The 22128-nt window shown below is 67.3% G+C and carries 20 protein-coding genes; 9 read left to right on the forward strand and 11 right to left on the reverse strand.

Features of this window, described 5'->3' with window-relative positions; genetic code table 11:
• On the reverse strand, positions 1-2628 hold the full coding sequence (locus tag ASE63_RS06235) for a DUF3772 domain-containing protein (protein ID WP_056798189.1): 2628 nt from the start codon (positions 2626-2628) through the stop codon (positions 1-3).
• Positions 2629-2725: 97 nt separating this feature from the next.
• Between ASE63_RS06235 and ASE63_RS27690 the strand changes: the two genes are divergently transcribed.
• Complete coding sequence (locus tag ASE63_RS27690) at positions 2726-2875, forward strand: hypothetical protein (protein WP_162261726.1); 150 nt, start codon at positions 2726-2728, stop codon at positions 2873-2875.
• 8 nt (positions 2876-2883) lie between these two features.
• Here the strand turns inward: ASE63_RS27690 and ASE63_RS06240 are convergent, their stop codons facing one another.
• Positions 2884-4005, reverse strand: coding sequence for an ROK family protein (locus tag ASE63_RS06240; RefSeq protein WP_056798192.1), 1122 nt, complete (start codon positions 4003-4005; stop codon positions 2884-2886).
• 243 nt (positions 4006-4248) lie between these two features.
• Between ASE63_RS06240 and ASE63_RS06245 the strand changes: the two genes are divergently transcribed.
• Both ASE63_RS06245 and ASE63_RS06250 read left to right on the forward strand, forming a co-directional pair.
• A complete protein-coding gene (locus ASE63_RS06245; RefSeq protein ID WP_056798194.1) occupies positions 4249-4728 on the forward strand; it encodes a DUF2938 domain-containing protein in 480 nt (159 codons plus the stop codon).
• A gap of 35 nt (positions 4729-4763) precedes the next feature.
• The gene (locus tag ASE63_RS06250; protein ID WP_056798197.1) at positions 4764-5999 is read left to right on the forward strand and encodes an amidohydrolase family protein; all 1236 of its coding nucleotides are present in this window, start codon (positions 4764-4766) and stop codon (positions 5997-5999) included.
• A 103-nt stretch (positions 6000-6102) separates the two neighbouring features.
• Here ASE63_RS06250 and ASE63_RS06255 read toward each other — a convergent pair whose 3' ends face one another.
• From ASE63_RS06255 to gloB, 3 genes are read right to left on the reverse strand one after another with little or no spacing between them, the layout of a single operon-like run.
• Entirely contained in the window at positions 6103-6900 is a 798-nt protein-coding gene (locus ASE63_RS06255; protein WP_162261727.1) for a GNAT family N-acetyltransferase, read from the reverse strand.
• A complete protein-coding gene (locus ASE63_RS06260; protein ID WP_056798204.1) occupies positions 6900-7364 on the reverse strand; it encodes a cupin domain-containing protein in 465 nt (154 codons plus the stop codon). The genes ASE63_RS06255 and ASE63_RS06260 overlap by 1 nt, the downstream gene beginning before the upstream one ends.
• A gap of 8 nt (positions 7365-7372) precedes the next feature.
• Positions 7373-8137 carry a hydroxyacylglutathione hydrolase gene (gene gloB, locus ASE63_RS06265; protein ID WP_056798207.1) on the reverse strand — a complete coding sequence of 255 codons (765 nt, stop codon included), beginning with the start codon at positions 8135-8137 and terminating at the stop codon, positions 7373-7375.
• A gap of 131 nt (positions 8138-8268) precedes the next feature.
• Between gloB and ASE63_RS06270 the strand changes: the two genes are divergently transcribed.
• The 4 genes from ASE63_RS06270 to ASE63_RS06285 all read left to right on the forward strand — a co-directional run bounded on the left by ASE63_RS06270 (position 8269) and on the right by ASE63_RS06285 (position 12840).
• Positions 8269-9036, forward strand: coding sequence for a class I SAM-dependent methyltransferase (locus ASE63_RS06270; protein WP_056798209.1), 768 nt, complete (start codon positions 8269-8271; stop codon positions 9034-9036).
• Between the two features lie 108 nt (positions 9037-9144).
• Complete coding sequence (locus ASE63_RS06275; protein ID WP_056798861.1) at positions 9145-10098, forward strand: acetyl-CoA carboxylase carboxyltransferase subunit alpha; 954 nt, start codon at positions 9145-9147, stop codon at positions 10096-10098.
• 167 nt (positions 10099-10265) lie between these two features.
• Positions 10266-11678, forward strand: a complete 1413-nt coding sequence (locus tag ASE63_RS06280) for a murein L,D-transpeptidase family protein (protein ID WP_200962531.1) — start codon at positions 10266-10268, stop codon at positions 11676-11678.
• A gap of 244 nt (positions 11679-11922) precedes the next feature.
• Positions 11923-12840 carry a TorF family putative porin gene (locus ASE63_RS06285; RefSeq protein ID WP_056798214.1) on the forward strand — a complete coding sequence of 306 codons (918 nt, stop codon included), beginning with the start codon at positions 11923-11925 and terminating at the stop codon, positions 12838-12840.
• A 93-nt stretch (positions 12841-12933) separates the two neighbouring features.
• On the opposite strand, the gene hemH is transcribed toward ASE63_RS06285, so the two are convergent.
• On the reverse strand, positions 12934-13995 hold the full coding sequence (gene hemH / locus ASE63_RS06290) for a ferrochelatase (protein WP_082609732.1): 1062 nt from the start codon (positions 13993-13995) through the stop codon (positions 12934-12936).
• Positions 13996-14210: 215 nt separating this feature from the next.
• On the opposite strand from hemH, the gene ASE63_RS06295 reads away from it, so the two are divergent.
• Both ASE63_RS06295 and ung read left to right on the forward strand, forming a co-directional pair.
• Positions 14211-15731 (forward strand): bifunctional UDP-sugar hydrolase/5'-nucleotidase, encoded by a 1521-nt coding sequence (locus ASE63_RS06295; protein WP_056798220.1) that lies wholly within the window; start codon positions 14211-14213, stop codon positions 15729-15731.
• A gap of 145 nt (positions 15732-15876) precedes the next feature.
• On the forward strand, positions 15877-16581 hold the full coding sequence (gene ung, locus ASE63_RS06300) for a uracil-DNA glycosylase (RefSeq protein WP_056798223.1): 705 nt from the start codon (positions 15877-15879) through the stop codon (positions 16579-16581).
• 57 nt (positions 16582-16638) lie between these two features.
• Here the strand turns inward: ung and ASE63_RS06305 are convergent, their stop codons facing one another.
• The 5 genes from ASE63_RS06305 to ASE63_RS06325 form a co-directional block, all read right to left on the reverse strand.
• The gene (locus ASE63_RS06305; RefSeq protein WP_056798227.1) at positions 16639-17868 is read right to left on the reverse strand and encodes an AMP-binding protein; all 1230 of its coding nucleotides are present in this window, start codon (positions 17866-17868) and stop codon (positions 16639-16641) included.
• Positions 17869-17883: 15 nt separating this feature from the next.
• Complete coding sequence (locus ASE63_RS06310) at positions 17884-18564, reverse strand: zinc metallopeptidase (RefSeq protein WP_056798229.1); 681 nt, start codon at positions 18562-18564, stop codon at positions 17884-17886.
• A 31-nt stretch (positions 18565-18595) separates the two neighbouring features.
• The gene (locus ASE63_RS06315) at positions 18596-19441 is read right to left on the reverse strand and encodes an ABC transporter ATP-binding protein (RefSeq protein ID WP_056798233.1); all 846 of its coding nucleotides are present in this window, start codon (positions 19439-19441) and stop codon (positions 18596-18598) included.
• 155 nt (positions 19442-19596) lie between these two features.
• Positions 19597-20925: an ABC transporter substrate-binding protein gene (locus ASE63_RS06320; protein ID WP_056798236.1), complete on the reverse strand. Its 1329-nt coding sequence runs from the start codon at positions 20923-20925 to the stop codon at positions 19597-19599.
• A 114-nt stretch (positions 20926-21039) separates the two neighbouring features.
• The gene (locus ASE63_RS06325) at positions 21040-22119 is read right to left on the reverse strand and encodes a branched-chain amino acid ABC transporter permease (RefSeq protein ID WP_056798239.1); all 1080 of its coding nucleotides are present in this window, start codon (positions 22117-22119) and stop codon (positions 21040-21042) included.
• Positions 22120-22128 lie beyond the last annotated feature (9 nt).

Genomic DNA, 22128 nt, shown 5'->3' on the forward strand with positions numbered 1-22128 from the left:
TCATTCCTTGCTGTCGTCCTTGACGGGTTCCGGCGCCGGCGCGGGCGGGCGGGCATCCTCGCTCGCCTCATCGGCCTCCTCATCCGGCGCGGGGCGGGACCGGCGCGAGGAGCGGGCCGGCGCGGCGGGCTTGCCGTTTGCTGCGGACGCGCTCGCCCGGGCCCTGCCCGACTTGGCGCCTCCCACCGCGACCGCGATGCTGCCTAGCGATTGCTCGACGCCTTCGAGCCCCTTCACCACGAGCTCCGGCGTGCCGGCCTCGGGTTCCATCTCGGTCAGCCGCTTGTGGATCGCGAAATTCAGGTCGCTGGTGACGCGGCCGACAATGTCGACATCCGCAACCACGCAGATCAGCTCGAAGTCCATCGTCGTCGTGCCGATCTTCTTGAAGCTGACCGAAGGCGGCGGCTTGCTCATCACGTCGCCATGCGCGCCCGCCACCTCGAGGAGCATGCCGCGCACCTCGGATGCATCGAGGCTGCGCGGCACGGAGATCGCAATCAGGATGCGCCCTGTCCGGTCGTTGCGGACGCGGTTGCGCACCACCCCGGAGACGAGGTTCGAATTGGGTACGATCACCGAGGAGCGGTCGAAGGTCGCGATCTCGGTCGAGCGGACATTGATCTTCTTGACGATACCCTCGGCGTCGCCGACCACGACCTGGTCTCCGACCCGGATCGGCCGCTCCCAGAGCAGGATCAGCCCCGAGACGAAGTTCGACACCACCGATTGCAGACCGAAGCCGATGCCGACCGAGAGCGCCGAGGCGACCAGCGTCAGCCGCTCCAGGCTCAGGCCCAGCGCCGAGACGGCGATCGCCACCGCTCCGACATAGCCGACATAGCCCGCCGCGGTGGTGATCGAGTTGCGCAGGCCGGTGTCGAGCTGCGTCGTCGGCAGGAACTTGGTTTCCAGCCAGCCCTGCATCGAGCGCGTGGCCCCGAGACCGGCCGCGAAGAGCAGCCCGGCGATGAAGATCGAGGACAGCGAGATCGTCACCCCGCCGACCTGGAAGCCAAAGAAAGCGGCCCGCAGCGACGTCAGGAAATCAGACGATTCCAGTCCCCAGGGGGCCAGCACCATCAGCAGCGCGATGACGATCAGGATCAGCTTGAAAGCGCCGGCCGCAATCACCGCGATCTTGTCCAGGGTCGCCGCGCGGACGCCCAGGCCGGCCTTCAGAGTCAGCGCCAGCCGGCCCTTTCCGGCCAGCCCCTGCGGTATGCCGAGGTCCACCAGTTGATAGACCAGAACGAACAGGCAGGCGACGATGCCGATCCAGAGCACCTGCTCGGTCAGGAACGAGGCGAAGACCACGTAGCCGGACAGCACCGCCAGCGTGATCGCGAGCCCGATCACCCAACCGAAGATGCGGATCGGCCCGAGACTGGCACCATCGACGGCGACGTAAGGACCGAGGCAGGCCTCTTCCTCGACCTCCTCGTCGTCCCGCAGCCTGTAAAGCCCCACCACCAGCGTCAGCGCGAAAATGATGATGAGGATGCTGCGCAGAATGATCGAGACGGCGAGCCCGGCCGCGATCGCCGTGAGCCACGCTTCGAGCACCTTGCTGATCGACAGGACCAGTGCCAGCGAGGTGCCCATCCAGACCACGATGCGGGCCGTCGAATCCATCACGCTGACCAGGCGCCGCTGCGGCTGGCTCGGCGCGAACAGGGCATCGAGCAGCGCCTGGACGAAGGCGACGATGGCTAACCCGGCCACCGCCGCGGCGATGACCGGCTGGATTCTGACCGGCAGCAGCCCGGAGGTGTTGAGGGCTGCGTAGATCAGCCAGCTCGCCAGCGCCGGTGGCGCCGCACCTGCCACGACATGCGCCAGGGCGATGTAGAGGGAATGCAGGCTATCCCGGTCCTGCGCATTGCCGAAGCGCGCCTTGAAGCGAGGCAGGTAGCGTCGGCGCGCCAGGTAAAGCAGCGTCGCGCCGACGAAGGCGAGCGCGACCAGCGCCCCTCGTGCACCCGACATGGCTTCGACCACGCCCGACAGCCAATCGCCGAAGATGTAGCTCGAGGCACGCAGGTCTTCGGGAGCGGTCGTAATCGCGCTGCCCCAGATGTCGGGACTGAAGATCGTCGGCCCCGCGGCGAAGAGCACCTTGGCGAAGAGCTCGCGCCGGCGGTCGCCGATCGAGGTCTGCAACTGCTCGGCCTGCAGGAAGGCCGCCCGGGCGATCTTCATCGTCTCGTCGGCCTCGGTGAAGGCCTTCTGCCTGGCCTCGCGTTCGCGCGTGACATCCGCGCTCTCGGCCGGCGCCGCGGCATCGGGCTTCGGCCCCAGTTGATCCAGCCGCAACTTCGCCTGTTCGACGCGCGGGGTCTGCTCCTCGACGATCTCGCGCAGTTGCTCGAGGGATGGTTGCAGCCGCATGCGCTGGCGCTGCAGCTCGGCATCGGTGGCGCTCGGCGCAGCCAGCGTCGTCTCGATCTGCGTCAGCTCGAGCCGGATCGCTTCGAGCCGTGCGCGGGCCGGCAGCGTATCGGCCGCCGGCTGCTGCGCGAAGGCTCCCCCCATGCCGGCGAGCACAGCAAGCAGCAGCGCCAGGCCGGCGACGAGAGCGTGAAGGCGATGCCGGGGTGAGGGCGCCTGCCCCATGCGCGCAGCCATTCCGCTCCAGCCTCGCTTCGGATGGTGATTCGGTGCGGGTTCGACCCTCGCCACAGCTCCGTTCTCAAGGCAAGCGCGGCGCCGGAAATGCTGGACGATGAGCACGGGCAGGACCTGTCTGAACGATTTGGGTCAGGAATGGCGACCGGCGACGACCGACCGGCGCGACGCTGCCGCCTCATTCACCCGCAAACGGGACAGGATCATGGCGCGCGAGTTAGAAAACGCGCGCTACGGCCGCGCCTGATCTGCGCCTCAGGCCGTTGCCTTGCCTTTGGCCTTGCCCTTACCGTTCCCGCCGCCGCCAGGCTTGGTGCGGTTGCGATAGCTCGCATTGCCGAGGCCGGTGCCGATGGTGAGCACGGCCCAGTTCTCCACGTCCTGCATCGAGGGCATCTCGCTGAGGCCCTGGATCACCGCGTCGTTGTGCATCGTAACCTGCGTGTCGTGGTCGCCAATCTCGGGAACGAGCTCGCGGATGCTGTCGACGAGGTTGAAGCGGCTGCTCTCCCAATTGCCCGGCAGGTTCTGCGCGCCGCGCTCGATCGAGCCATCCGGCTCGATCAAGCCCGGACAGCCGACGCCGATAAACGGCGCGACGCGCAAGCCGTCCTTCTCCGCCTGCTTGAGCTGGGCCCTCAGCATCGTGCCCAGCCGCTTGATCGCCTGGTCCCGGCTGGGTTCCTCGTCGGCATGTCGCCAGAGCTCGGACGACGAGACCCGCGCCTTGCTGAGGTCGGGCGCCTTGTCCTGGCGCAGCGCGACGATGCCCGCCCGGATATTGGATCCGCCGATATCGACGGCGACGAGGCTGTCATAGCCCTCAAAAATCCATTTCGGCGCGAGATGGGCGCTCCCGACAAGCCCGGCCTCGTCGGGATGATGGCTCACCGGCACGAGATCGATGCGGTGCCCATCCGTGCTCAGGATGATCCCTGCGCGCGCGATCGCAAGTTCGCCGACTCGGCTTTCGCGGAAACCGCCGCCGACCACGATCCGCTCGATCGGCGCCCAGCTCTTGAGGCGCACGAAGCGCCGGATCACGAAGGCCAGCGACTGCGCGAACCGCTCGATCGCGCTCAGCACGACGGCCGCCTCATGCGGATCGCCCTCCTTCAGCAGCGCATCGAGTTCCTTCTTGCTGACCTCTGCGGTCTCGCCCTCCAGCGGATCCCCGCCATGCTCGCGCAGATGCGCGCGCAGCGCATCGAGATGCTCGACAAAAGCGCTGCGGCTCGCCTTGTCGCCGACGAAGCCGTCCTGATCGCGGATTTCGAGATTGTAGCTGGTGACGCTGACGGAGGGGAGTTCCTCGGCCCCGTGCCCGTGCTCTCGCGTGTCGCGGCTGCGTGTTGTCCCGGCCGTCGCGGCGCCCATATCGCTTCCCCCATGCAGACTTTGGCTCGATGAGGGGCAACCCGGCATCACCACGGAGGTTCCAGCCGCAAGGCCCCTTGCAAGGCAGCGCCGGGCGCATGACCCGGATGCGTCGGCTGCGGCGCGTGCACCGCTCACCATAGTTGACCCGGGGGAGCGATCTCCGCTCCATGGGGCTGCGACGGAGGAAGCCGCGACACGGCGCCGTTACGGGGCAGATTTCATGCTCTTGGGGGGAACAGCATGGTCGAATTCATTCTCCGGTCCGTCGTGATCGGCATCGGCGCGACGGCGCTGCTCGATCTTTGGGCGCAGGTCCTGAAGCGCGCCTTCGGCATGCCAGCGCCGAACTGGGCGATGGTCGGGCGCTGGTTCGCGCATCTGCCGCGCGGCCGCTTCCTGCATGACGATATCGCCCGCTCCGAGCCGGTCGCGAACGAACTCGCCATCGGCTGGATGGCGCATTACGCCGTCGGCATCCTGTTCGCCGGCATCGTCCTGGCGATCTGGGGGGTCGGCTGGGCGCATGCCCCGACCTTCCTGCCGGCGCTGATCGTCGGCCTCGCCACCGTCGGCTGCGGCTGGTTCATCCTCCAGCCCGGCATGGGCGCCGGGATCGCCGCCTCGAAGCGCTCCAACGCCAACACCTTGCGCCTGATGAACATCGTCGGCCACACCGTCTTCGCGATTGGCCTCTACGGCACCGCACTGCTCACCCGCTGAACCCGTTTCCTGCAAGCACCTGTCGAGACAGTCCCATGGCCAGCACGCTCTTCACCAACGCCCGCATCGTCGACGGCACCGCTCCGGAAGCCGGCTCGCCCGTCAGCGTCCTCGTCGAGGGCGGCACGATCCGCGAGGTCAGCAAGTCGGTCGCCTCGGCCAAGGCCAAGGTCATCGACCTCAGGGGCAAGACGCTTATGCCCGGCCTGATCGACGCCCATGTCCATGTCATCGCCGGCGTCGCCGATCTCGGCCGGAACGCCGCCCTGCCCGATTCGCTGGTCGCAGTCCGTTCGCTGGTGATCATGCGCGACATGCTGATGCGCGGCTTCACCACGGTGCGCGATGTCGGCGGCGCCGATTTCGGCCTGAAGCAGGCGACCGAGGAGGGCAACTTCCCGACGCCGCGCCTCGTCATCTCCGGCAAGGCGCTGAGCCAGACCGGCGGCCATGCCGATTTCCGCGGCCGCTACGACGACCGCTCGACGCCGGTCACCGGCCACAAGCTCGGCGCGCTCGGCCGCGTCTGCGACGGGCTCGACCAGGTCCGCCGCGCCGCGCGCGAGGAGATCAAGGGCGGCGCGGACTTCATCAAGATCATGGCCAATGGCGGCTGCGCCTCGCCGACCGACCCGATCCATTTCCTCGGCTTCTCCGTCAGCGAACTGGAGGCGATCGTCGAGGAGGCGCGCATGGCCGGCACCTATGTCTCGGCCCATGTCTATACCGACGAGGCGATCCGCCGCTGCGTCGAGGCCGGCGTGCATTCGCTCGAGCATTGCAACCTGATCGAGGCCGAGACGGCGAAGCTCGCCGCCTCGAAGGGCGCGGTCGCGGTGCCCACCCTCGTCACCTACGACAAGCTCGTCTCGGACGGGCCGAAGCTTGGCTTCCCGCCGGATTCGGTCGCCAAGGTCGATGTCGTGCGCTCAGCCGGCATGAACTCGCTTGCGGTCATGAAGCAGGCCGGCCTCGCCATGGCCTATGGCAGTGACCTGCTCGGCGAGATGCACAAGTATCAGTCCGAGGAGTTCGTGATCCGCGGCCGGGCTCTGCCGGCGCATGAGGTCATCGCCTCCGCCACCCATGTCGCAGCGAAGCTGCTCAGGCTCGAGGGCAAGATCGGCACCGTCGCGGCCGGCGCCCATGCCGACCTGATCGTCGTCGACGGCGACCCGCTGACGGACCTCTCGCTGCTGACCCGCCAGGGCAGGCACATCCCGCTCATCATGAAGGGCGGCGCCTTCGTGAAGCGGGTCAGCCTGGGCTGAGCCTCGCCGTCATTGCGAGCGAAGCGAAGCAATCCAGAGGCGGCAACGCTCCGCGTCACCCTGGAGTGCTTTGTCGCTGCGCTCCTTGCAATGACGCGGGCGCTTACACTCCGTCTTCGATGATCCGGGTCTCGTAGGCGTAGAGCTTGCGGAAGCCGAGGCTCTCATAGAGGCGGAGCCCGACCGCGTTGCTCTGGTCGACCTGCAGATAGGCGGCGTCGCAGTCCTGCAATCGCGCCCAGCCCATCAGCCCGAGGATGAGCCGGCGCCCCAGCCCCTTGCCACGATGATCGGCATCGACGATCACCGAGCCGATCTCGGCCATGCCGCGCTCGGCGACGCTCATGCCGTAGCCGACCGGCTCGCCCTCGATCACGAGCGTCGCGAATGCCGCGGGAAGGCGGACCTTCTCGACGATGGCCGCGAGCTGCGCCGCATTCGCCTTCGGCCCGGTCTGTTGCGACGCCACGCCGGCGATCCATTCCTGGCTCGGGCGCGCCTCGATCTGCAGGTCGGGCTCGGGAGCAGGTAAGGTTTCGTCGAGCCCGCCGATCATGCCGAAAGACGCGTCTCTGACCCTATAGCCCCGCGCCAGCGCGGCCGCGCGCGTCGCTTCGGCCACGAGCGGCGTCAGCCGGAGGCAGGGCGGCAGCCCGTCGGCGCGGTAGAGTTCCTCGATGAAGGCGAATTCGTCCTCGGTCAGCTCGGCGCCGGGACGCAACGGCGAGGCCGAGTTGGCCCGGCCGGAATAACCGCTGGCGAAGCGCAGCACCCAGTCGCCGATCACCAGCGTCGCCGGCGCCGGCCAGGCATTGACGATGCGCCGCTCGCATTCGACCACGAGGCGCAGATCGTCGCGGGCCGCCTCCTCCTGGCCGAGCCCCGCCTGAAACTGCGTCATCATGCGCCTCCTGAAGGCTTGCGCGGGGTCGGCCGCCAGTCGGGCGGCGCCATTTCGAAGGACGAGAACACGAAGCCCGGCGCCACCGTGCAGCCGACCAGCGTCCAGGCGCCAAGCGAGGTCGCGCTCTGCCAGCAGCCCGCCGGCACGACGAATTGCGGCCTCTGCCCGGCCGCCAGATCGGTGCCCAGATGATGCGCCGAGGCGTCGTGACCGTTGGGCGAGACGGTGATCACCAGCGGCGCGCCGGCATAGTGGTGCCAGATCTCGGCGGCATCGACGCGATGCCATTCAGACGTTTCTCCGGTGTCGAGCAGATAATAGATCGCCGTCGAAACGCTGCGCCCCTCGGTCTCCCGCGGATCGCGAAAGGTCTCGCGGTAATGCCCACCCTCGGGATGCGGCTTGAGATCGAGCAGGCTGATCACCTCGGCGGCGGTCAGCCCGTTGAGTGTCGGGGCCATGGCGTCGCTCAAAAGCGGTTCTTGGCTTCGCGCAGCGCGGCGAAGACATCGCCTGCCGGTGCGCCGACGAGCCCGACCGAAGCCGCGAGCGCGCCCTCGCCCGCCCTGAAGAACGGGTTGGTCGCAGCCTCCTCGGCAACGGTGGTCAGCGCCCAGAAGCGCGCTTCCGCCTTCGCCGCCTCCGCTTCCGCCAGCCTGGCTTTCAACACGGAGTTGGACGGGTCGACCGACGCCGCGAAGCGGGCATTGGAGAGGGTGTAGTCATGGCCGCCGAGCAGGCGGGTGTCGCCGGGCAGCGCCATGAGGCGCGACAGCGAGGTCCACATCGCCGCCATCTGGCCGGGCTGCACGCGCCCGCATCCCATCACGAAGACGACGTCGCCGACCAGCGCGAGCTTCGCCCCGAGCGAGACGAAGCTGAGATGGCCGTCGGAATGGCCGGGCGTATGCCAGATCTCGAAGCTCTCGCCGCCGAGCGAGACGCTGTCGCCCTCCTTCAGGACGCGGTCGAGCGGCGCGGAATCCGCCGCATCGGCCGGGCCGCAGACCCGGGCGCCGGTCGCCCGCTTCAGCTCGGCCACGCCCTGCGTATGGTCGAAATGGGCGTGGGTGACGAAGATGTCGGTGATCGCCCAACCACTGGCCTTGGCCGCAGCGAGCACATGCCCGGCATCGGGAACGTCGACCGCCGCGCAGGCCCTGGTCGCGGGGTCGAAGAGCAGCGCGCCGGCATTATCGCTGAGCGTGCGGAAAACCTGGAGTTCGAGCGGCATGGGTAGCTCCGGAAAACGGCTGACCCTCTGGTGAATAGCGAATGGCGCGGCCCGAGGCGAGCCTCGCGCGCGGCTGGCGCCATGCCGTCCGCCCTTGCGCGCATCGGGTCGCCACCGCATCTTCCCGCTGCATGTCTCTCGATGTCGCCGATCTGCGAGCCTTCTATGCCAGCCCGCTGGGCCATGTGGCGCGTCGCTTCATCGGCACGGCGATGCTCCGCTTCTGGCCCGACTGCGCCCGCCAGCGCGTGCTCGGGCTCGGCTACGCGACGCCTTATCTCTCGGTGCTCGGCGCCAGGGCGGAGCGCGTCATCGCCTTCATGCCGGCGGCACAGGGCGTGGTGAACTGGCCCACAGTGCACCTCTCCGCCTCGGCGCTGGTCGAGCCGACGCTGCTTCCGTTGCCGACCGCCTCTGTCGACCGGGTCGTCCTGGTCCACGCGCTGGAGGAGACCGAAAGCCCTGACGACCTGGTCGAGGAGGTCGGCCGCGTGCTCTCGCCGGGCGGGCGGATGATCCTGGTCGTGCCGAATCGGCGCGGCCTGTGGGCACGGATGGATTCCACCCCCTTTGGGCAAGGCCGCCCGTTCAGCCGCTCGCAGCTCGAAACCCTGCTGCGCGTGGCGGAGTTCGCGCCGGAAAACTGGGCCGAAACCCTCTATGTGCCGCCGCTGCGGCGGCGGCTGCTGATGCGCTCGGCAGCGGCCTGGGAGCGTGTCGGGGCCGGGCTCGTTTTGCCCTTCGCGGGGGTTCACGTCATCGACGCAACCAAGCAGGTCTACCGCCGCGTCCCGCTGCGGGCGACGCGCCGCAGCTTCGCCTTCCGCCCCATCCTGCTGCCCCAGGCGACACCCACGCCGCGCAACGGCAGCACCCGCGACGCTTCGCCGCCGGGTTGACAAAAAAGCCGCGTCGCGACCAAGGTCCGCCGCTTTTCGCGAGCCCCATTCCGCAGGACACCTTCGGGTTGCGGGACCGGGCCGGTGCGGAACCTGAACTGGATCACGATGCGAAGCTATCTGGATTTCGAGAAACCGGTCGCCGAATTCGAGGCGAAGGCTGACGAATTGCGGGCCCTCGAGGCCAAGGGCGAGGGCTACGCGCTCGCCGAGGAGATCGGCCGGCTCGACGCCAAGGCCTCCCAGGCTCTGAAGGACCTCTACGCCGCACTGACGCCCTGGCAGAAGACGCTGGTCGCGCGCCACCCGCAGCGGCCGCACTTCAAGGATTATTGCGCCGCGCTGATCGAAGAGTTCACGCCGCTGGCAGGCGACCGCAGCTTCGGTGAAGACGAGGCCATCGTCGGCGGCTTCGGCCGCTTCCGCGGCGAGCCGGTCTGCATCATCGGCCAGGAAAAGGGCGACTCGACCGAGACCCGCATCCGGCACAATTTCGGCATGGCCAAACCCGAGGGCTATCGCAAGGCGGTGCGGCTCGTCGAGCTCGCCGACCGTTTCGGACTTCCCGTCCTTAGCTTCGTCGACACCGCCGGCGCCTATCCCGGCATCGAAGCGGAAGAGCGCGGCCAGGCCGAAGCGATCGCTCGCTCGACCGAAGCCTGGCTCGGCCTGCGCACCCCGAGCGTCGCCCTGGTGATCGGCGAGGGTGGATCGGGCGGCGCCATCGCGATCGCGGCTGCCAGCCGCGTCATGATGCTGGAGCACGCGATCTATTCGGTGATCTCGCCGGAAGGCGCGGCCTCGATCCTCTGGCGCGACACCGGCCGCGCCCAGGATGCCGCGACCGGCATGAAGATCACCGCCCAGGACCTTCTGAAATTCGGCGTCATCGACAAGATCGTCAGCGAGCCGACCGGTGGGGCGCATCGCGACCGGGAGGCCTCGATCGGCCGTGCCGGCGATGCGCTGGCGGCGGCGCTGGCCGAATTCGCAGGTCTTTCGGCAGAGCAGATCATCGACCAGCGCGCCGAGAAGTTCCTGGCGATCGGGCGCAACCTCTGATCCGGAGGCCGGATTTACCCAGCTTTCACCATGTGGCGTTAACTGCTGCCCCTGTGGTAAGGAAGCTTCAAGGCTAACGCTTCCACAATCGGCCGGTGGGCATAATTCGGCCGCCTTGCGAAGTCACAGGTCGCGCTCCTGGCCGGCCGATCAATGGGATTGACGACGTGGCAATCAAGCAACTCGCGCTCGTGGCTTTTGTTGCATTGTCCCTGGGCGCCTGCGAGGAGGACCGCTATCGCGGCGCCGCCCGCCACCAGATCCCCATTCCTGCCGCGACCTATGCGCTGATGTCCGAGAAGGGCATGAGCAAGGACCAGCCGATCCTGATCCGCTCCTACAAGAAGGAATCGGAGCTCGAGATCTGGAAGCGCAAGGCCGATGGCCAGTACGCGCTACTGAAGAGCTACCCGATGTGCCGCTGGTCCGGGCAGCTCGGCCCGAAGAAGCGTGAGGGCGACCGCCAGGCACCGGAGGGCTTCTACGCCATCAGCCCGGCGCAGATGAACCCGAACTCCTCCTTCTACGTTTCGTTCAACATGGGCTATCCCAACGCCTATGACCGCTCGCACGGGCGCACCGGCGCGCATCTCATGGTGCATGGCGCCTGCTCCTCGGCCGGCTGCTACTCGATGACCGACGACCAGATGGGCGAGATCTACGCGCTGGTCCGCGAGGCGCATAACGGCGGTCAGAGGGCCATCCAGATGCAGGCGCTGCCCTTCCGGATGACACCGCAGAACCTCGCCAAGCACCGGCTCGATTCCAACATCGCCTTCTGGAAGAACCTCAAGGAAGGCGCCGATTACTTCGAGATCGCCAAGGACGAGCCGCAGGTCGGCGTCTCCGGCGGCCGCTATGTCTTCAACGGCAACGGTGACTCCTCCGTAACCGTTGCCGTGCAGCGGAAGCGCCAGCAGGACGAGGTCGAGGTCGCGGCGCTCGTCGCCAAGGGCACGCCTGCGGTCAAGCTGCTCTATGACGATGGCGACCAGCATGATTCGTTCAAGCGCACCCTTGTCGCCGGCGGCTCCGACGCGCTCAATCGCGAGGCCTCCTGGGCGTCCCGCGACGTGGGCGTCAGCCGCCCGGACGCACTGACTGGCGGCCCGCGCGTCGCCGTCCTCGACGACAAGGGCAACACGAAGGCGACCTTCCGGGCGACATCCGCGGACAGCAGTGCCGTGCTCGCGGCAGCCGGCGCTGCGGCCGCCGAGCCGCCCGCCGCCAAGCCCGAGCCGGTCAAGCCGGAGCCGGCGAGAGCCGCTCCCCCGGCCCCGGCGACGACGCAGCTCGCCAGGGTCCAGCCGGGCGCTGCCGCCCCTGCCCCGGTCAGCGGCACCTTCACCACCGCCTCCGAGGAGAGCGAGCCCTTCTATCGCCGTGCGCTCAGCTTCATCCCGCTGATCGGCGCCTCCAAGCCGGCAGTCGCGGCGGAAGAACAACCGGTCGCTTCGGCCGTGCCGACGGCACCGACCAATATCCGCGCGCCGCTGCCGCCGCGCCGCGCCGACAAGCTGCGCACGACCCAGTTGAACCAGCCGGACGCGGCTTTCGCGAGCCAGTCCACGACACGCTGACGCTCCCGGCGCGCCTCATGGGGCGTGTTCGAAATGCAACATCCGGATGCTTAGTCCGCTCAGATCAAATCTGAGGCGCAAAGGCCCCGCCCTGCGGGGCCTTTGCTTATTCTCCAGGCACTCCTGCCAAAAGCTCGTCTTGCCGAAAATCGCGACTGGACGACTTGATCACGGTGCAAATGCGCCGGGACGCGTGCATTTCGCCCCTTCAGTCCCGGCATCGGCCCTTGGCACGGAGCGGATCATGGACTTCGGCTACCTGCATTCCTCGATGACTGGCCTGGCGTTCTCCCTCGCGATCTGCGCCGGCTCTACGCAGGCATCCGATCTGCCGAGCGGCAAGGGCGCACCGCCCGCCCCGGTGCCGCCGAGCATCACTTGGTTCGACGTCGCCATCAGCGTGAAGGCGATGACCGACTACAATTTCCGCGGCATCTCGCAGACCGACCGCAAGCCCGCGGTCCAGGGCGGCGCCGAGCTGCAGATCTACGACAACCTGTTCTATCTCGGCATCTACGCCTCGAATGTCGATCTTGCGACGCGTCCCGATGCCGAAATCGACTTCTATGGCGGTATCCGCCCGAAATTCGGCAACCTCGCCTTCGATTTCGGTGTCTGGCAGTACTACTACCCGGGCGAGCGCGCCTTCATCGATACCGCCGGGCTGCACTGGACGCCGAAGAACACCGACTTCACCGAAGTCTACGGCAAGGTCTCCTACACCTTCGCCGAGAGCCTGACGGTCGGCGCCAACCTCTTCCACGCCTGGGACTGGCTCGGCACCGGCGCGAGCGGCACCTACGGCTCGATCACGGCGAAGTACGCGCTGCCCTTCCTCGAAGGCCTCACCGTCTCGGGCGAACTCGGCCGCTACTGGCTCGGCACCACCAACCTCGCCATCTGGTCGACCGTGCCGCCGACCAATCTGCCGGACTACACCTACTGGAACGCCGGCCTCTCCTACACCTGGAGGAACCTGACGGCGGATGTCCGCTATCACGACACCGACCTCTCCAAGGCCGATTGCTTCCTGCTGACGGCCGATCCCCGCGGCGTCAACACGGGTTCCGGCCGGTCGAAATGGTGCGGCGCGACAGTGGTCGGCACGCTCTCCTTCGACATCACCGCGAGCAGCCTCGGCATCTTCGCTCCGGTGAAGTAGAGCGAGCCCTCGTTGCAGCTCGGCTGACAAGGACCAAAAAGGCCGCTCCCTCAGGGGCGGCCTTTTTGCATGATCAGCAATGATGGACGGCGTTCAGAGCCAGCCCATCAGCTCCCGCCGCACGACGGACTCGATCGTATCGATGCCCTCCGGCGTATCGTTCAGGCAGGGCAGATAAGCGAACTTCTCGCCGCCATTGTGCAGGAAGATCTCGCGGTTCTCGCCGTCGAGTTCCTCGAGCGTCTCCAGGCAGTCGGCCGAGAAACCGGGCGCGACGATCGCCATCGACTTGGTCCCGGACGACGCCAGCGCCTTCACGGTCTCGTCGGTATAGGGCTGCAGCCATTCGTCCGGGCCGAAGCGCGACTGGAACGTCAGACGGAAGCGCTCGGCGCTGAAGCCGAGTTCCTCGCCGAGCAGCCGCCAGGTCTTGACGCATTGGCAGTAATAGGGGTCGCCCTTGAGCAGGTATTCCTTCGGCATGCCGTGGAAGGAGCAGAGGATCACCTCGGGATCGAAATCGAGCTTGGCCAGCGAACCCCGCATCGAATCCGCCAGCGCCTTGATATGGGCCGGGTCCTCGAAATAGGGCGGCGCCACCCGGACGCTCGGTTGCCAGCGCATCGTCATCAGCGCGCGAAAAGCCTGGTCGCAGGCCGTGGCCGAGGTCGGCGCGGCATATTGCGGATAGAGCGGGACCAGCAGGATGCGGTCGCAACCCTGCGCAAGCAGCGCCGCGAGCCGGCTCTTCACATCGGGCAGGCCATAGCGCATCGCCCAGTCGAAGACGACGCGATCGCCGAGCTCCGGGGCGAGGCGCGCGGCGAGCTTTTCCGTCTGCGAGCGCGTGATCGTCTTGAGCGGCCCCTCGTCGCGCTCGTTGTTCCAGATCGAGGCGTAGTCCTTGCCCTTCCGGCCGGGCCGGGTGGTCAGCACGATCAGGTTGAGGATCGGCCACCATTTCCAGCGCGGCTCCTCGATGACGCGACGATCGGAGAGGAACTCCTTGAGATAGGCCCGCATCGGCCGGTAACTCGTGCCTTCCGGCGTGCCGAGATTCATCAGCAGCACGCCGATACGCCCGCTGCGGATCGACGGGTGGTCGACAGGCTTCATTGCGCTGGCTTGCGGCGCGGCGGACATCGGCTCTGACATCGTGCTCTCGGCTTTCATCGCGTGTGATTTAGACGAGTTAAGGTCTTCGTCCAATGGGCTGGCCGGGGGTGCGACACTGCCGATGTGGCTTGCGAACGCTGAAAAACCGGCGGAGCGATGCCTCGGCGACGCTCCGGGCGCTTGATTGGAATGGCTTCACACTGCGATAGTGGCCGCAGCGCCTCGTCACCGCCGCCTCGCTGGGGAAGCCACGCATGTCCGAGCTGACTCGCCGCAAAGCCCTCGGCGTGATCGCCGCGCCCGCCGCGCTCGCCGCCACGGCCCCCGCCGCGATCGCCCAGCAGCCGGCCCCCGCCTTCACGCTGCTGCTGCTCAACGACATCTACAAGATGAGCGACGACAAGGGCCGCGGCGGCTTCGCCCGGGCGGCCGGCATCGCCATGGCCGAGCGGGCGCGCGGCGTGCCGGTGCTGTTCTGCCATGCGGGCGATTGCTACTCGCCCTCGCTGATGTCCGGCTTCGACCAGGGCGCCCATATCGTCGCGATGCAGAACAAGATGGGCATCGACGTCTTCGTGCCCGGCAACCACGAATTCGACTTCGGCAAGGACAACTACCTCAAGCTCGTGGCCGCCCAGACCTACCCGACCTTCGCCGCCAATCTGCGCGACGCCGCCGGCCAGCCGCTCGCCGGCCACAAGGATTCGCAGCTCTTCGAGCTCGGCGGGATCAAGGTCGGCGTCATCGGAACGGCCTATGACCCGACCCCGCAGATCTCCTTTCCGGGCGACCTGAAATTCTCCTCGACCATGGAGGCGCTACGCCGCGAGGCGAAAGCGCTGAAGGCCCAGGGCGCCGACATCCTCGTCGCCGTCGTCCATGCCGACCGCGCCATGGACAACGAGATCGTGCGTTCGCGCGTCGTCGACATCCTGCTCACCGGCCACGACCACGACCTCGCCATCGCCTATGACGGCAAGGTCGTGATGGTCGAGTCGAACGAGGAGGGCAATTACGTCACCGCCATCGACATTGCCGTCAGCATCCGCGGCGAGGGAGCCGCCCGGCAGGTCTCGTGGACGCCGGCCTTCCGCGTCAATGACAGCCGCTCGGCCACGCCCGACCCCGAGGTCGCCGCGCTGGTCAAGGGCTATGAGGCCGAACTTTCCAAGGAGCTCGACGTCGATGTCGCGACGCTCGCCGTCCCGCTCGATTCGCGCACCGGCGTCATCCGCACGCAGGAGGCGGCGATCGGCAACCTCATCGCCGACGCCATCCGCAGCGCGACCGGCGCGAAGCTCGCCATCACCAATGCCGGCGGCATCCGCGCCAACAAGCAATATCCCGCCGGCCACAAGATGACGCGCCGTGACGTGCTCAGCGAACTGCCCTTCGGCAACGCGACCGTCATGGTCGAGATCACCGGCAAGGATGTGAAGGACGCCATCGAGAACGGACTCAGCCCCGCCCCGCAGGGCTCGGGCCGCTTCCCGGTAATCTCCGGAATGACTGTCGAGGCCGACCTCAAGCAGCCCGCCGGCTCGCGCGTCACCTCGATCAAGGTCGACGGCGCCGAGATCGCGCCCACCGATCGCTTCACCGTCGCCTCGAACAATTTCATGTTGGAGGGCGGCGACGGCTACACCGCGCTCGCCCGCGGCAAGACGCTGATCGGCCTGACCGACGGCAAGCTCATGGCCAATGAAGTCATGGTCTATCTGCGCAGGCTCGGCACTGTCGATGCCAAGGTTGAGGGCCGGCTTGTCCTGAGATAGCGGGGTTCTTCGCGTCATTGCGAGCGAAGCGAAGCAATCCAGAGGCGGTAGCGCTCTACGTCTCCTGGATTGCTTCGTTTCGCTCGCAATGACGAATACACCCGCTCCATCCGCCATGCCCCGCACATTTTCAGATCAAGCGCCGATGCCCGGATCATGCCTTGACGCCCTAGCGACGTTCCTCGCCTCCCCCGGTGCGGAAGGCTGGCGAGACCTGCCCGTATTCGCGGCCGACGAACAGGCCGAGCGCGCGTGCGCCGCCGCCGATGCCGAGCGCGCGGGCGGCCATGTCGTGGCGCCTGCGCCGGAGCGGGTCTTTGCCGCACTGGCGCTGACCCCGCTGGAGCACGTCAAAATCGTCATCCTCGGCCAGGACCCTTATCCGACGCCGGGCCATGCCAATGGCCTCGCCTTCTCCTATGCCGGCCCAGCGCCGCTGCCACGCTCGCTCGTCAACATCTACCGAGAACGCACCGACGATCTCGGGCTGCCGGTGCCGGTGAATGGTGACCTCTCCGCCTGGGCGCGCCAGGGCGTGCTGCTGCTCAACACGGCGCTGACCGTGCGCGAGGGCGCCTCCAAGGCGGGCTCGCATCTGCTGCTTGGTTGGGGCGCCGTGACGGACGCAGTCATCGCCGCCGTCTCGCGCGAGCGGCCGCATGCCGCCTTCCTGCTCTGGGGCAATCCGGCGCAGGCCAAGCGGCCACTGATCGACGAGAGCCGCCATCTCGTGCTTGCCAGCGCCCACCCCTCGCCGCTCTCGGCACGACGGGGCTTTTTCGGCTCGAGGCCGTTCTCGAAGGCGAATGCCTGGCTGGACGCGAAGGGGGAAATGCCCGTGATGTGGTGAGCTCGCCGTCATGGTCGGGCTTGTCCCGACCATGACGAAGACGGCAAACGATCCGGCTTACACCGGCCGCTCATCCGCGATGACCTTCCCATCGTTCGGCAAGGCCCCGAGCGGCAGGATTTCGACGGTGCCGCGCAGCTTGGTGATCTGCTGCAGGCTGGCGGAGACGGCATCGACCAGCCCCGCGGGTTCCGCATAGATCTCGGCCTTCAGCGTCATCGTATCGACCTCCTCGGTACGGCCGACGACGAGGCGCAGCTTGTGGATCTCGCTATGGCGCCGGGCGATCTCCGCCACCTGTTCGGGCCGCACGAACATGCCCTTGATCTTGGCGGTCTGGTCGGCGCGGCCCATCCAGCCCCTGATCTTGGTATTGGTCCGCCCGCAGGCGCTGAGGCCCGGCATCACGGCCGTGAGATCGCCGACGGCGAGCCGGATCTGCGGGTGAAGCGGGTCGAGATTGGTGACCACGATCTCGCCGACCTCGCCCTGCTCGACGGGGTCGCCGGTGCCGGGCCGGACGATCTCGACGATCAGGTTCTCGTTCAGGAGCATGCCTTCGCGCGCCTCGGTCTCATAGGCGATGACGCCGAGATCGGCCGTGGCATAGAGCTGGTAGGCGTCGATGCCTCGCGCACGCACCCAGGCCTGCAGCGACGGCGGGAAGGCCGCGCCCGAGACAACCGCGCGCTTGATGCAGGAGATATCGACGCCGCGGCTGTCGGCCGCCTCGACCAGGATCTTCAGGAAATCGGGCGTGCCGGCATAGGCGCTCGGGCGGTAGGCCGCTATCACCTCCATCTGCTGCTCGGTATTGCCCGGCCCGGCCGGGATCACGGCGCAGCCGAGCGCGCGCGCGCCGGAATCCATGATGAAGCCGCCGGGCGTGAGGTGGTAGCCGAAGGTGTTGAGCACGATGTCGCCGGTCCGGAAGCCCGCGGCAAAGAGCCCGCGCGCCGAACCCCAGGGGTCGGCCTGCGTGCCCTCCGGCTCGAAGATCGGTCCGGGCGAGGTGAACAGCCGCCCGAAGGCACCGGGCACCGCCGTCGCGAAGCCACCGAAAGGCAGCGCCTCCTTGTGCAGCGCCGGCAGATCGGCCTTGCGCAACACCGGCAAGGTCGAGAGCGCGTTGCGGTCGGTGATCCCAGCCGGATCGATGCCGGAAAGCCGCGCGGCATAGGCCGGCGCCTTCAGCGCTGCGGCGAGAACTGCGGGCAGCCGGGCGAAGAGATCGGCTTCGCGGGCTTCCGGCGAGCGGGTCTCCAGATCGTCGTGATGGGCGCTCATCGATATGGTCCCGGTTCAGCGGATGATGCGCAGGAAGCGCAGGAAGTTCAGCAGTCCGATCAGCGCCCCGGCGACATAAGTAAAGGCGGCCGCCCGCAGCACACCGCGCGCGGCCGGCACGTCGCGCGGGTCGAGATAGCCGTCGCCGGTGAGGATCGGCAGCGCCTTGCCGAAGCTGGCGTCGAGCTCCAGCGGCAGCGTCAGCAGATGCACGACCAGCCCGACGCCGAGCATGGCGATGGCGATGCCGAACTGCATCAGCCCGATCGCCGGCACATGGGTGATCGCCATGACGATCGGCGCCGTAAGCAGCACCGCCATCGCGATCTTGTCGAAGACGCCGAGGAAGCGAGCCAGAGTCGTGCGCAGCGCGAACAGCGTGCTGCCCTGCGCGTGCTGGATCGCATGCGCCACCTCATGGGCGGCAACGGCGACCGCCGTGATCGAGCGGCCGTCGTGATTCTCGGCCGAGAGGCGCACAGTGCGGGCATCGGGATCGTAATGATCGCCGGCCGGCGTGACCTCGACCGCGACCGCGCCGAGCTGGAAGCGGTCGAGCAAATGCCTTGCGAGTTCGCCGCCGGTTCCCGGCAGGTCGGGACGAGGGGTTGCATGTCTGCTCATCTGATTGCGCACCCAGGCCTGCGGCCCGAAGATCAGGAGAAGGACGGCGACGGCGATGAGGGCGTAGAGCATGCGAGCGCTATAACGCCTGCTTCGGCCGCCGTCATGACAGCCAGCGCTTGCGGCGTTTGTAGCTCTTCACCTCCCGGAAGGACTTCTTGTTGCCCTCGGCGACTCCGAGATAGAACTCCTTCACGTCCTCGTTCTCGCGTAGCGCCTTGGCCTCGCCGTCCATGACGACGCGGCCGGTCTCCATGATGTAGCCATAGGTGGCGTAGCGTAGCGCCATATTGGTGTTCTGCTCGGCGACGAGGAACGACACGCCGTCCTCGGCATTGAGCCGGCGGACGATCTCGAAGATCTCCTCGACGATCTGCGGCGCGAGCCCCATCGAGGGCTCGTCGAGCAGGATCATCTTCGGCTTCGACATCATCGCCCGGCCCACCGCGCACATCTGCTGCTCGCCGCCCGAGGTGTAGCCGGCCTGCGAGTTGCGGCGCTGCTTCAGGCGCGGGAAGAGCTCGTAGATCTTCTCGAGGTCGCGCTTGATCGCGGCATTGCCGTCGCGGCGGGTGAAGGCGCCGGTCAGGAGGTTCTCCTCGATCGAGAGATGGCCGAAGCAGTGGCGCCCCTCCATCACCTGGATGCAGCCGCGCCGGACCAGTTCGTTCGGCGACATCCTGTCGACGCGCTCGCCCGCGAACACGATCGAGCCCTTGGTGACCTCGCCCCGCTCGGCCTTGAGCAGGTTCGAGATCGCCTTCAGCGTCGTCGTCTTGCCGGCCCCGTTGGCGCCGAGGATCGCGACGATGCCGCCACGCGGCACCGAAAGCGACACCCCCTTCAGCACGAGGATGACGTGGTCGTAGACCACCTCGATGTTGTTGAGCGAGAGGATGGTCTCGGTGGCAGCCGAGGCAACGGGTTGATCAAGCGTCAAGGTGGACATGGAACCTCCAATCCTTCTCCCTTCGGGGAGAAGGTGGCTGCAAAGCAGACGGATGAGGGATGTCTCCCTCGTCCTCACCCGTCCTTCCCTCATCCGACCCGGCTACGCCGGGCCACCCTCTCCCCCGATGGGAGAAGGATCAGGCGCTCGTCACATCACGACGACTTCTCGCAGGGCTCGGTCCGCTTCGGCCAGTTGCCGGCCTTCTCGGTGTAGTCCTTGGCGTTGGCCTCGATCAGCGGGCGGACCTCGTCCTTCATCGGCTCGATCCAGTCGCCCTTCTGCGTCCATTTCGTGCCGTCCCACTCGGCGACATAGGCCTTGTGGTGGCCGGAATGGTCGGTGCAGCTGATCTTCACCGGCGAGGCGAAGCCGGCCATGCCGATCTCCTTCAGGCGTGCCTCGTCGATGTTGAGGCTCTCGAGCCCGCGGCGCATGTCCTCGGGCGTGATCACCTTCTTGCCGGTCAGCTTCTGGGCGGTGCGGATGCCCTCGACGACGAGCATCGAGTTGTAGACGCCGCGATTATAGAGGTTCTCGCCGACCTTCTCCTTCGGCGTCGTGCTCCTACCCTTGTCCACGACATGCTTGATGATGTCCTGGATTACCGGGAAGTCCTGGCCGGCCGCGTTGAAGTTGAGCGACTTGTAGCCCTTCGCCTCGGCGCCGCCGGCGCGGGCGTCGTCATCGCCGCCGGCCCACCAGACGCCGACCAGCTTGTTGATCGGGAAGTTGTTCTTGATCGCTTCCTTGACGGCCGTCGGGTTCATCGCCCCCCAGCCCTGGTTGTAGAGATAGTCCGGCCGGTCGCGCCGGATCGAGAGCCAGAGCGAGCCCTGGTTCTGCATGTCGGCCGCAGCGACGGGATAGAGCTTGAGCTCGAAACCGTATTTCTTGGCGAGGTTCTCGAGCACCGGGATCGGCTCCTTGCCGAAGGGCGCGTCGAGATGGATCAGGCCGAGCTTCTTGCCCTTGAGCTTGTCCATGCCGCCGAGCTCGGCCGCCATGTGCTTCACCATCACCGAGGCGCCGTCCCAATAGGTCAGCGGCGGAATGAAGACCCAGGGGAACTGGGTGCCGTCGGCCGAGGCCGAGAGACCATAGGCCATCGACAGGATCGGTAGCTTGTCGACATGGGCGCGGGGGATCGCTGCGAGCGTCGCCCCGGTCGACCACGGGCTGTAGACGATCGTCTTCGACTTCACCTGCTCGTAGCACTCGATCGACTTCTTGGTGTCGTAGCCGGTCTCGCATTCCTCATAGACGATCTTGACGCCGTTCACGCCGCCGTCGCGCTCGTTGATCATGGCGATGTAGTCGCGCATGCCGTCGCCGATCGGGATGCCCGAACCGGCGAAGGGGCCCGTGCGATAGGCGTTGTTGGAGAAATAGATGCTGTCCTGCGCGAAGGCGGGAGCGGCGAAGGCGCCGGCGGCGAGCAGCGCCCCGAGGGCGGCGCCCTTCATCAATACGCTTGTCTTCATGGCTGTCATCCTCCGTTCGTTTCCCCCGGCGGTGGCGTCAAGGCCCCGCCGGCCTGCTTCTCGCCCGCGTCATTGAAGGCCGACGCGGATCGTTTCTTGGGCCGTCCCGCAGCCTCAATACGGGAACGGCCACGTCCGCAATTTCTGCTTCCCGATCTGCCAGAGCCGCGCCAGGCCGTGCGGCTCGACGATCAGGAAGAGGATGATCAGCGCGCCGACCAGCATGAAGGTGACGTGCTCGGCGGTCGCGCCCGAAAGCGGCACGCCCAGCGCCGGCAGGCCGAACTTCATGATCGTCGGCAGGCTCGCGATGAAGGCGGCCCCGAGGAAGGAGCCGATCAGCGAGCCAAGCCCCCCGATGATGACCATGAACAGGATGTTGAAGGAGAGCCGGATGGTGAAGACGTCGTTCGCCTCGCCGCCGCCATACCAGAGGAAAATCATCATCGCCCCGGCGACGCCGGCATAAAAGGAGGATACTGCGAAGGCGAGCAGCTTGGCGTTGAGCAGCTTGATGCCCATCAGCTCGGCGGCGATGTCCATGTCGCGCACGGCCATCCAGGAGCGGCCGATCTTGCCGTGGACGAGGTTCGAGGCGAACCAGGTCAGCACCACGACGAGGACGAGGCAGACGAAATAGCGCGTCTCGGGCGTGGCCGAAGCGCCGGTCAGCGAGATGTCGAAGAGCGTGCGCTGCGGCACCTCGATGGCGCCCGACGCGTTGTAGTTGAACAGCCAGGGCACGCGCACGAAGGCCCATTGCAGGAAGAACTGCGCGGCGAGCGTCGCCACCGCCAGGTAGAAGCCCTTGATCCGAAGCGAGGGCAGGCCGAAGAGCACGCCGATCGCAGCCGAGAACAGCCCCGAGACCAGGATCAGGACGATGATGTTCACGTCGGGGAAGAAGGTGGTCAGCTTGTAGCAGGCATAGGCGCCGACTCCCATGAAGGCGGCGGTGCCCAGCGAGATCAGCCCGGTATAGCCGGTCAGGATGTTGAGCCCGATGGCCGCCAGCGAGAAGACCAGGAAGGGGATCATCACCGAGCTGATGAAGAAGTCGCCGCCGACCAGCGGGATGCCGATGAAGGCGATGCCCAGGATGATCGCGAGCCCGATCCGGTCCTGCTTGATCGGGAACACGGCCATGTCGGCCTGATAGGTGGATTTGAACTGGCCGGCCTCGCGGTAGAACATGGCTTGGCC

It is taken from the genome of Allobosea sp. Root381 (assembly GCF_001429395.1).
In the GTDB taxonomy this organism is placed as follows: Bacteria; Pseudomonadota; Alphaproteobacteria; order Rhizobiales; family Beijerinckiaceae; genus Allobosea.

Excerpts from the sequence above, each read along its gene's own strand:
- ASE63_RS06275 (WP_056798861.1), top strand. The coding sequence starts at position 9,145 with ATGCGAAGCTATCTGGATTTCGAGAAACCGGTCGCCGAATTCGAGGCG.
- ASE63_RS06295 (WP_056798220.1), top strand. The coding sequence starts at position 14,211 with ATGTCCGAGCTGACTCGCCGCAAAGCCCTCGGCGTGATCGCCGCGCCC.
- ASE63_RS06315 (WP_056798233.1), bottom strand. The coding sequence starts at position 19,441 with ATGTCCACCTTGACGCTTGATCAACCCGTTGCCTCGGCTGCCACCGAG.
- ASE63_RS06270 (WP_056798209.1), top strand. The coding sequence starts at position 8,269 with ATGTCTCTCGATGTCGCCGATCTGCGAGCCTTCTATGCCAGCCCGCTG.
- ASE63_RS06250 (WP_056798197.1), top strand. The coding sequence starts at position 4,764 with ATGGCCAGCACGCTCTTCACCAACGCCCGCATCGTCGACGGCACCGCT.
- ASE63_RS06285 (WP_056798214.1), top strand. The coding sequence starts at position 11,923 with ATGGACTTCGGCTACCTGCATTCCTCGATGACTGGCCTGGCGTTCTCC.
- gloB (WP_056798207.1), bottom strand. The coding sequence starts at position 8,137 with ATGCCGCTCGAACTCCAGGTTTTCCGCACGCTCAGCGATAATGCCGGC.
- ASE63_RS06325 (WP_056798239.1), bottom strand. The coding sequence starts at position 22,119 with ATGTTCTACCGCGAGGCCGGCCAGTTCAAATCCACCTATCAGGCCGAC.
- hemH (WP_082609732.1), bottom strand. The coding sequence starts at position 13,995 with ATGTCAGAGCCGATGTCCGCCGCGCCGCAAGCCAGCGCAATGAAGCCT.
- ung (WP_056798223.1), top strand. The coding sequence starts at position 15,877 with ATGCCCGGATCATGCCTTGACGCCCTAGCGACGTTCCTCGCCTCCCCC.
- ASE63_RS06245 (WP_056798194.1), top strand. The coding sequence starts at position 4,249 with ATGGTCGAATTCATTCTCCGGTCCGTCGTGATCGGCATCGGCGCGACG.
- ASE63_RS06240 (WP_056798192.1), bottom strand. The coding sequence starts at position 4,005 with ATGGGCGCCGCGACGGCCGGGACAACACGCAGCCGCGACACGCGAGAG.
- ASE63_RS06310 (WP_056798229.1), bottom strand. The coding sequence starts at position 18,564 with ATGCTCTACGCCCTCATCGCCGTCGCCGTCCTTCTCCTGATCTTCGGG.
- ASE63_RS06320 (WP_056798236.1), bottom strand. The coding sequence starts at position 20,925 with ATGAAGACAAGCGTATTGATGAAGGGCGCCGCCCTCGGGGCGCTGCTC.
- ASE63_RS06235 (WP_056798189.1), bottom strand. The coding sequence starts at position 2,628 with ATGGCTGCGCGCATGGGGCAGGCGCCCTCACCCCGGCATCGCCTTCAC.
- ASE63_RS06305 (WP_056798227.1), bottom strand. The coding sequence starts at position 17,868 with ATGAGCGCCCATCACGACGATCTGGAGACCCGCTCGCCGGAAGCCCGC.
- ASE63_RS27690 (WP_162261726.1), top strand. The coding sequence starts at position 2,726 with ATGAGCACGGGCAGGACCTGTCTGAACGATTTGGGTCAGGAATGGCGA.
- ASE63_RS06260 (WP_056798204.1), bottom strand. The coding sequence starts at position 7,364 with ATGGCCCCGACACTCAACGGGCTGACCGCCGCCGAGGTGATCAGCCTG.
- ASE63_RS06255 (WP_162261727.1), bottom strand. The coding sequence starts at position 6,900 with ATGACGCAGTTTCAGGCGGGGCTCGGCCAGGAGGAGGCGGCCCGCGAC.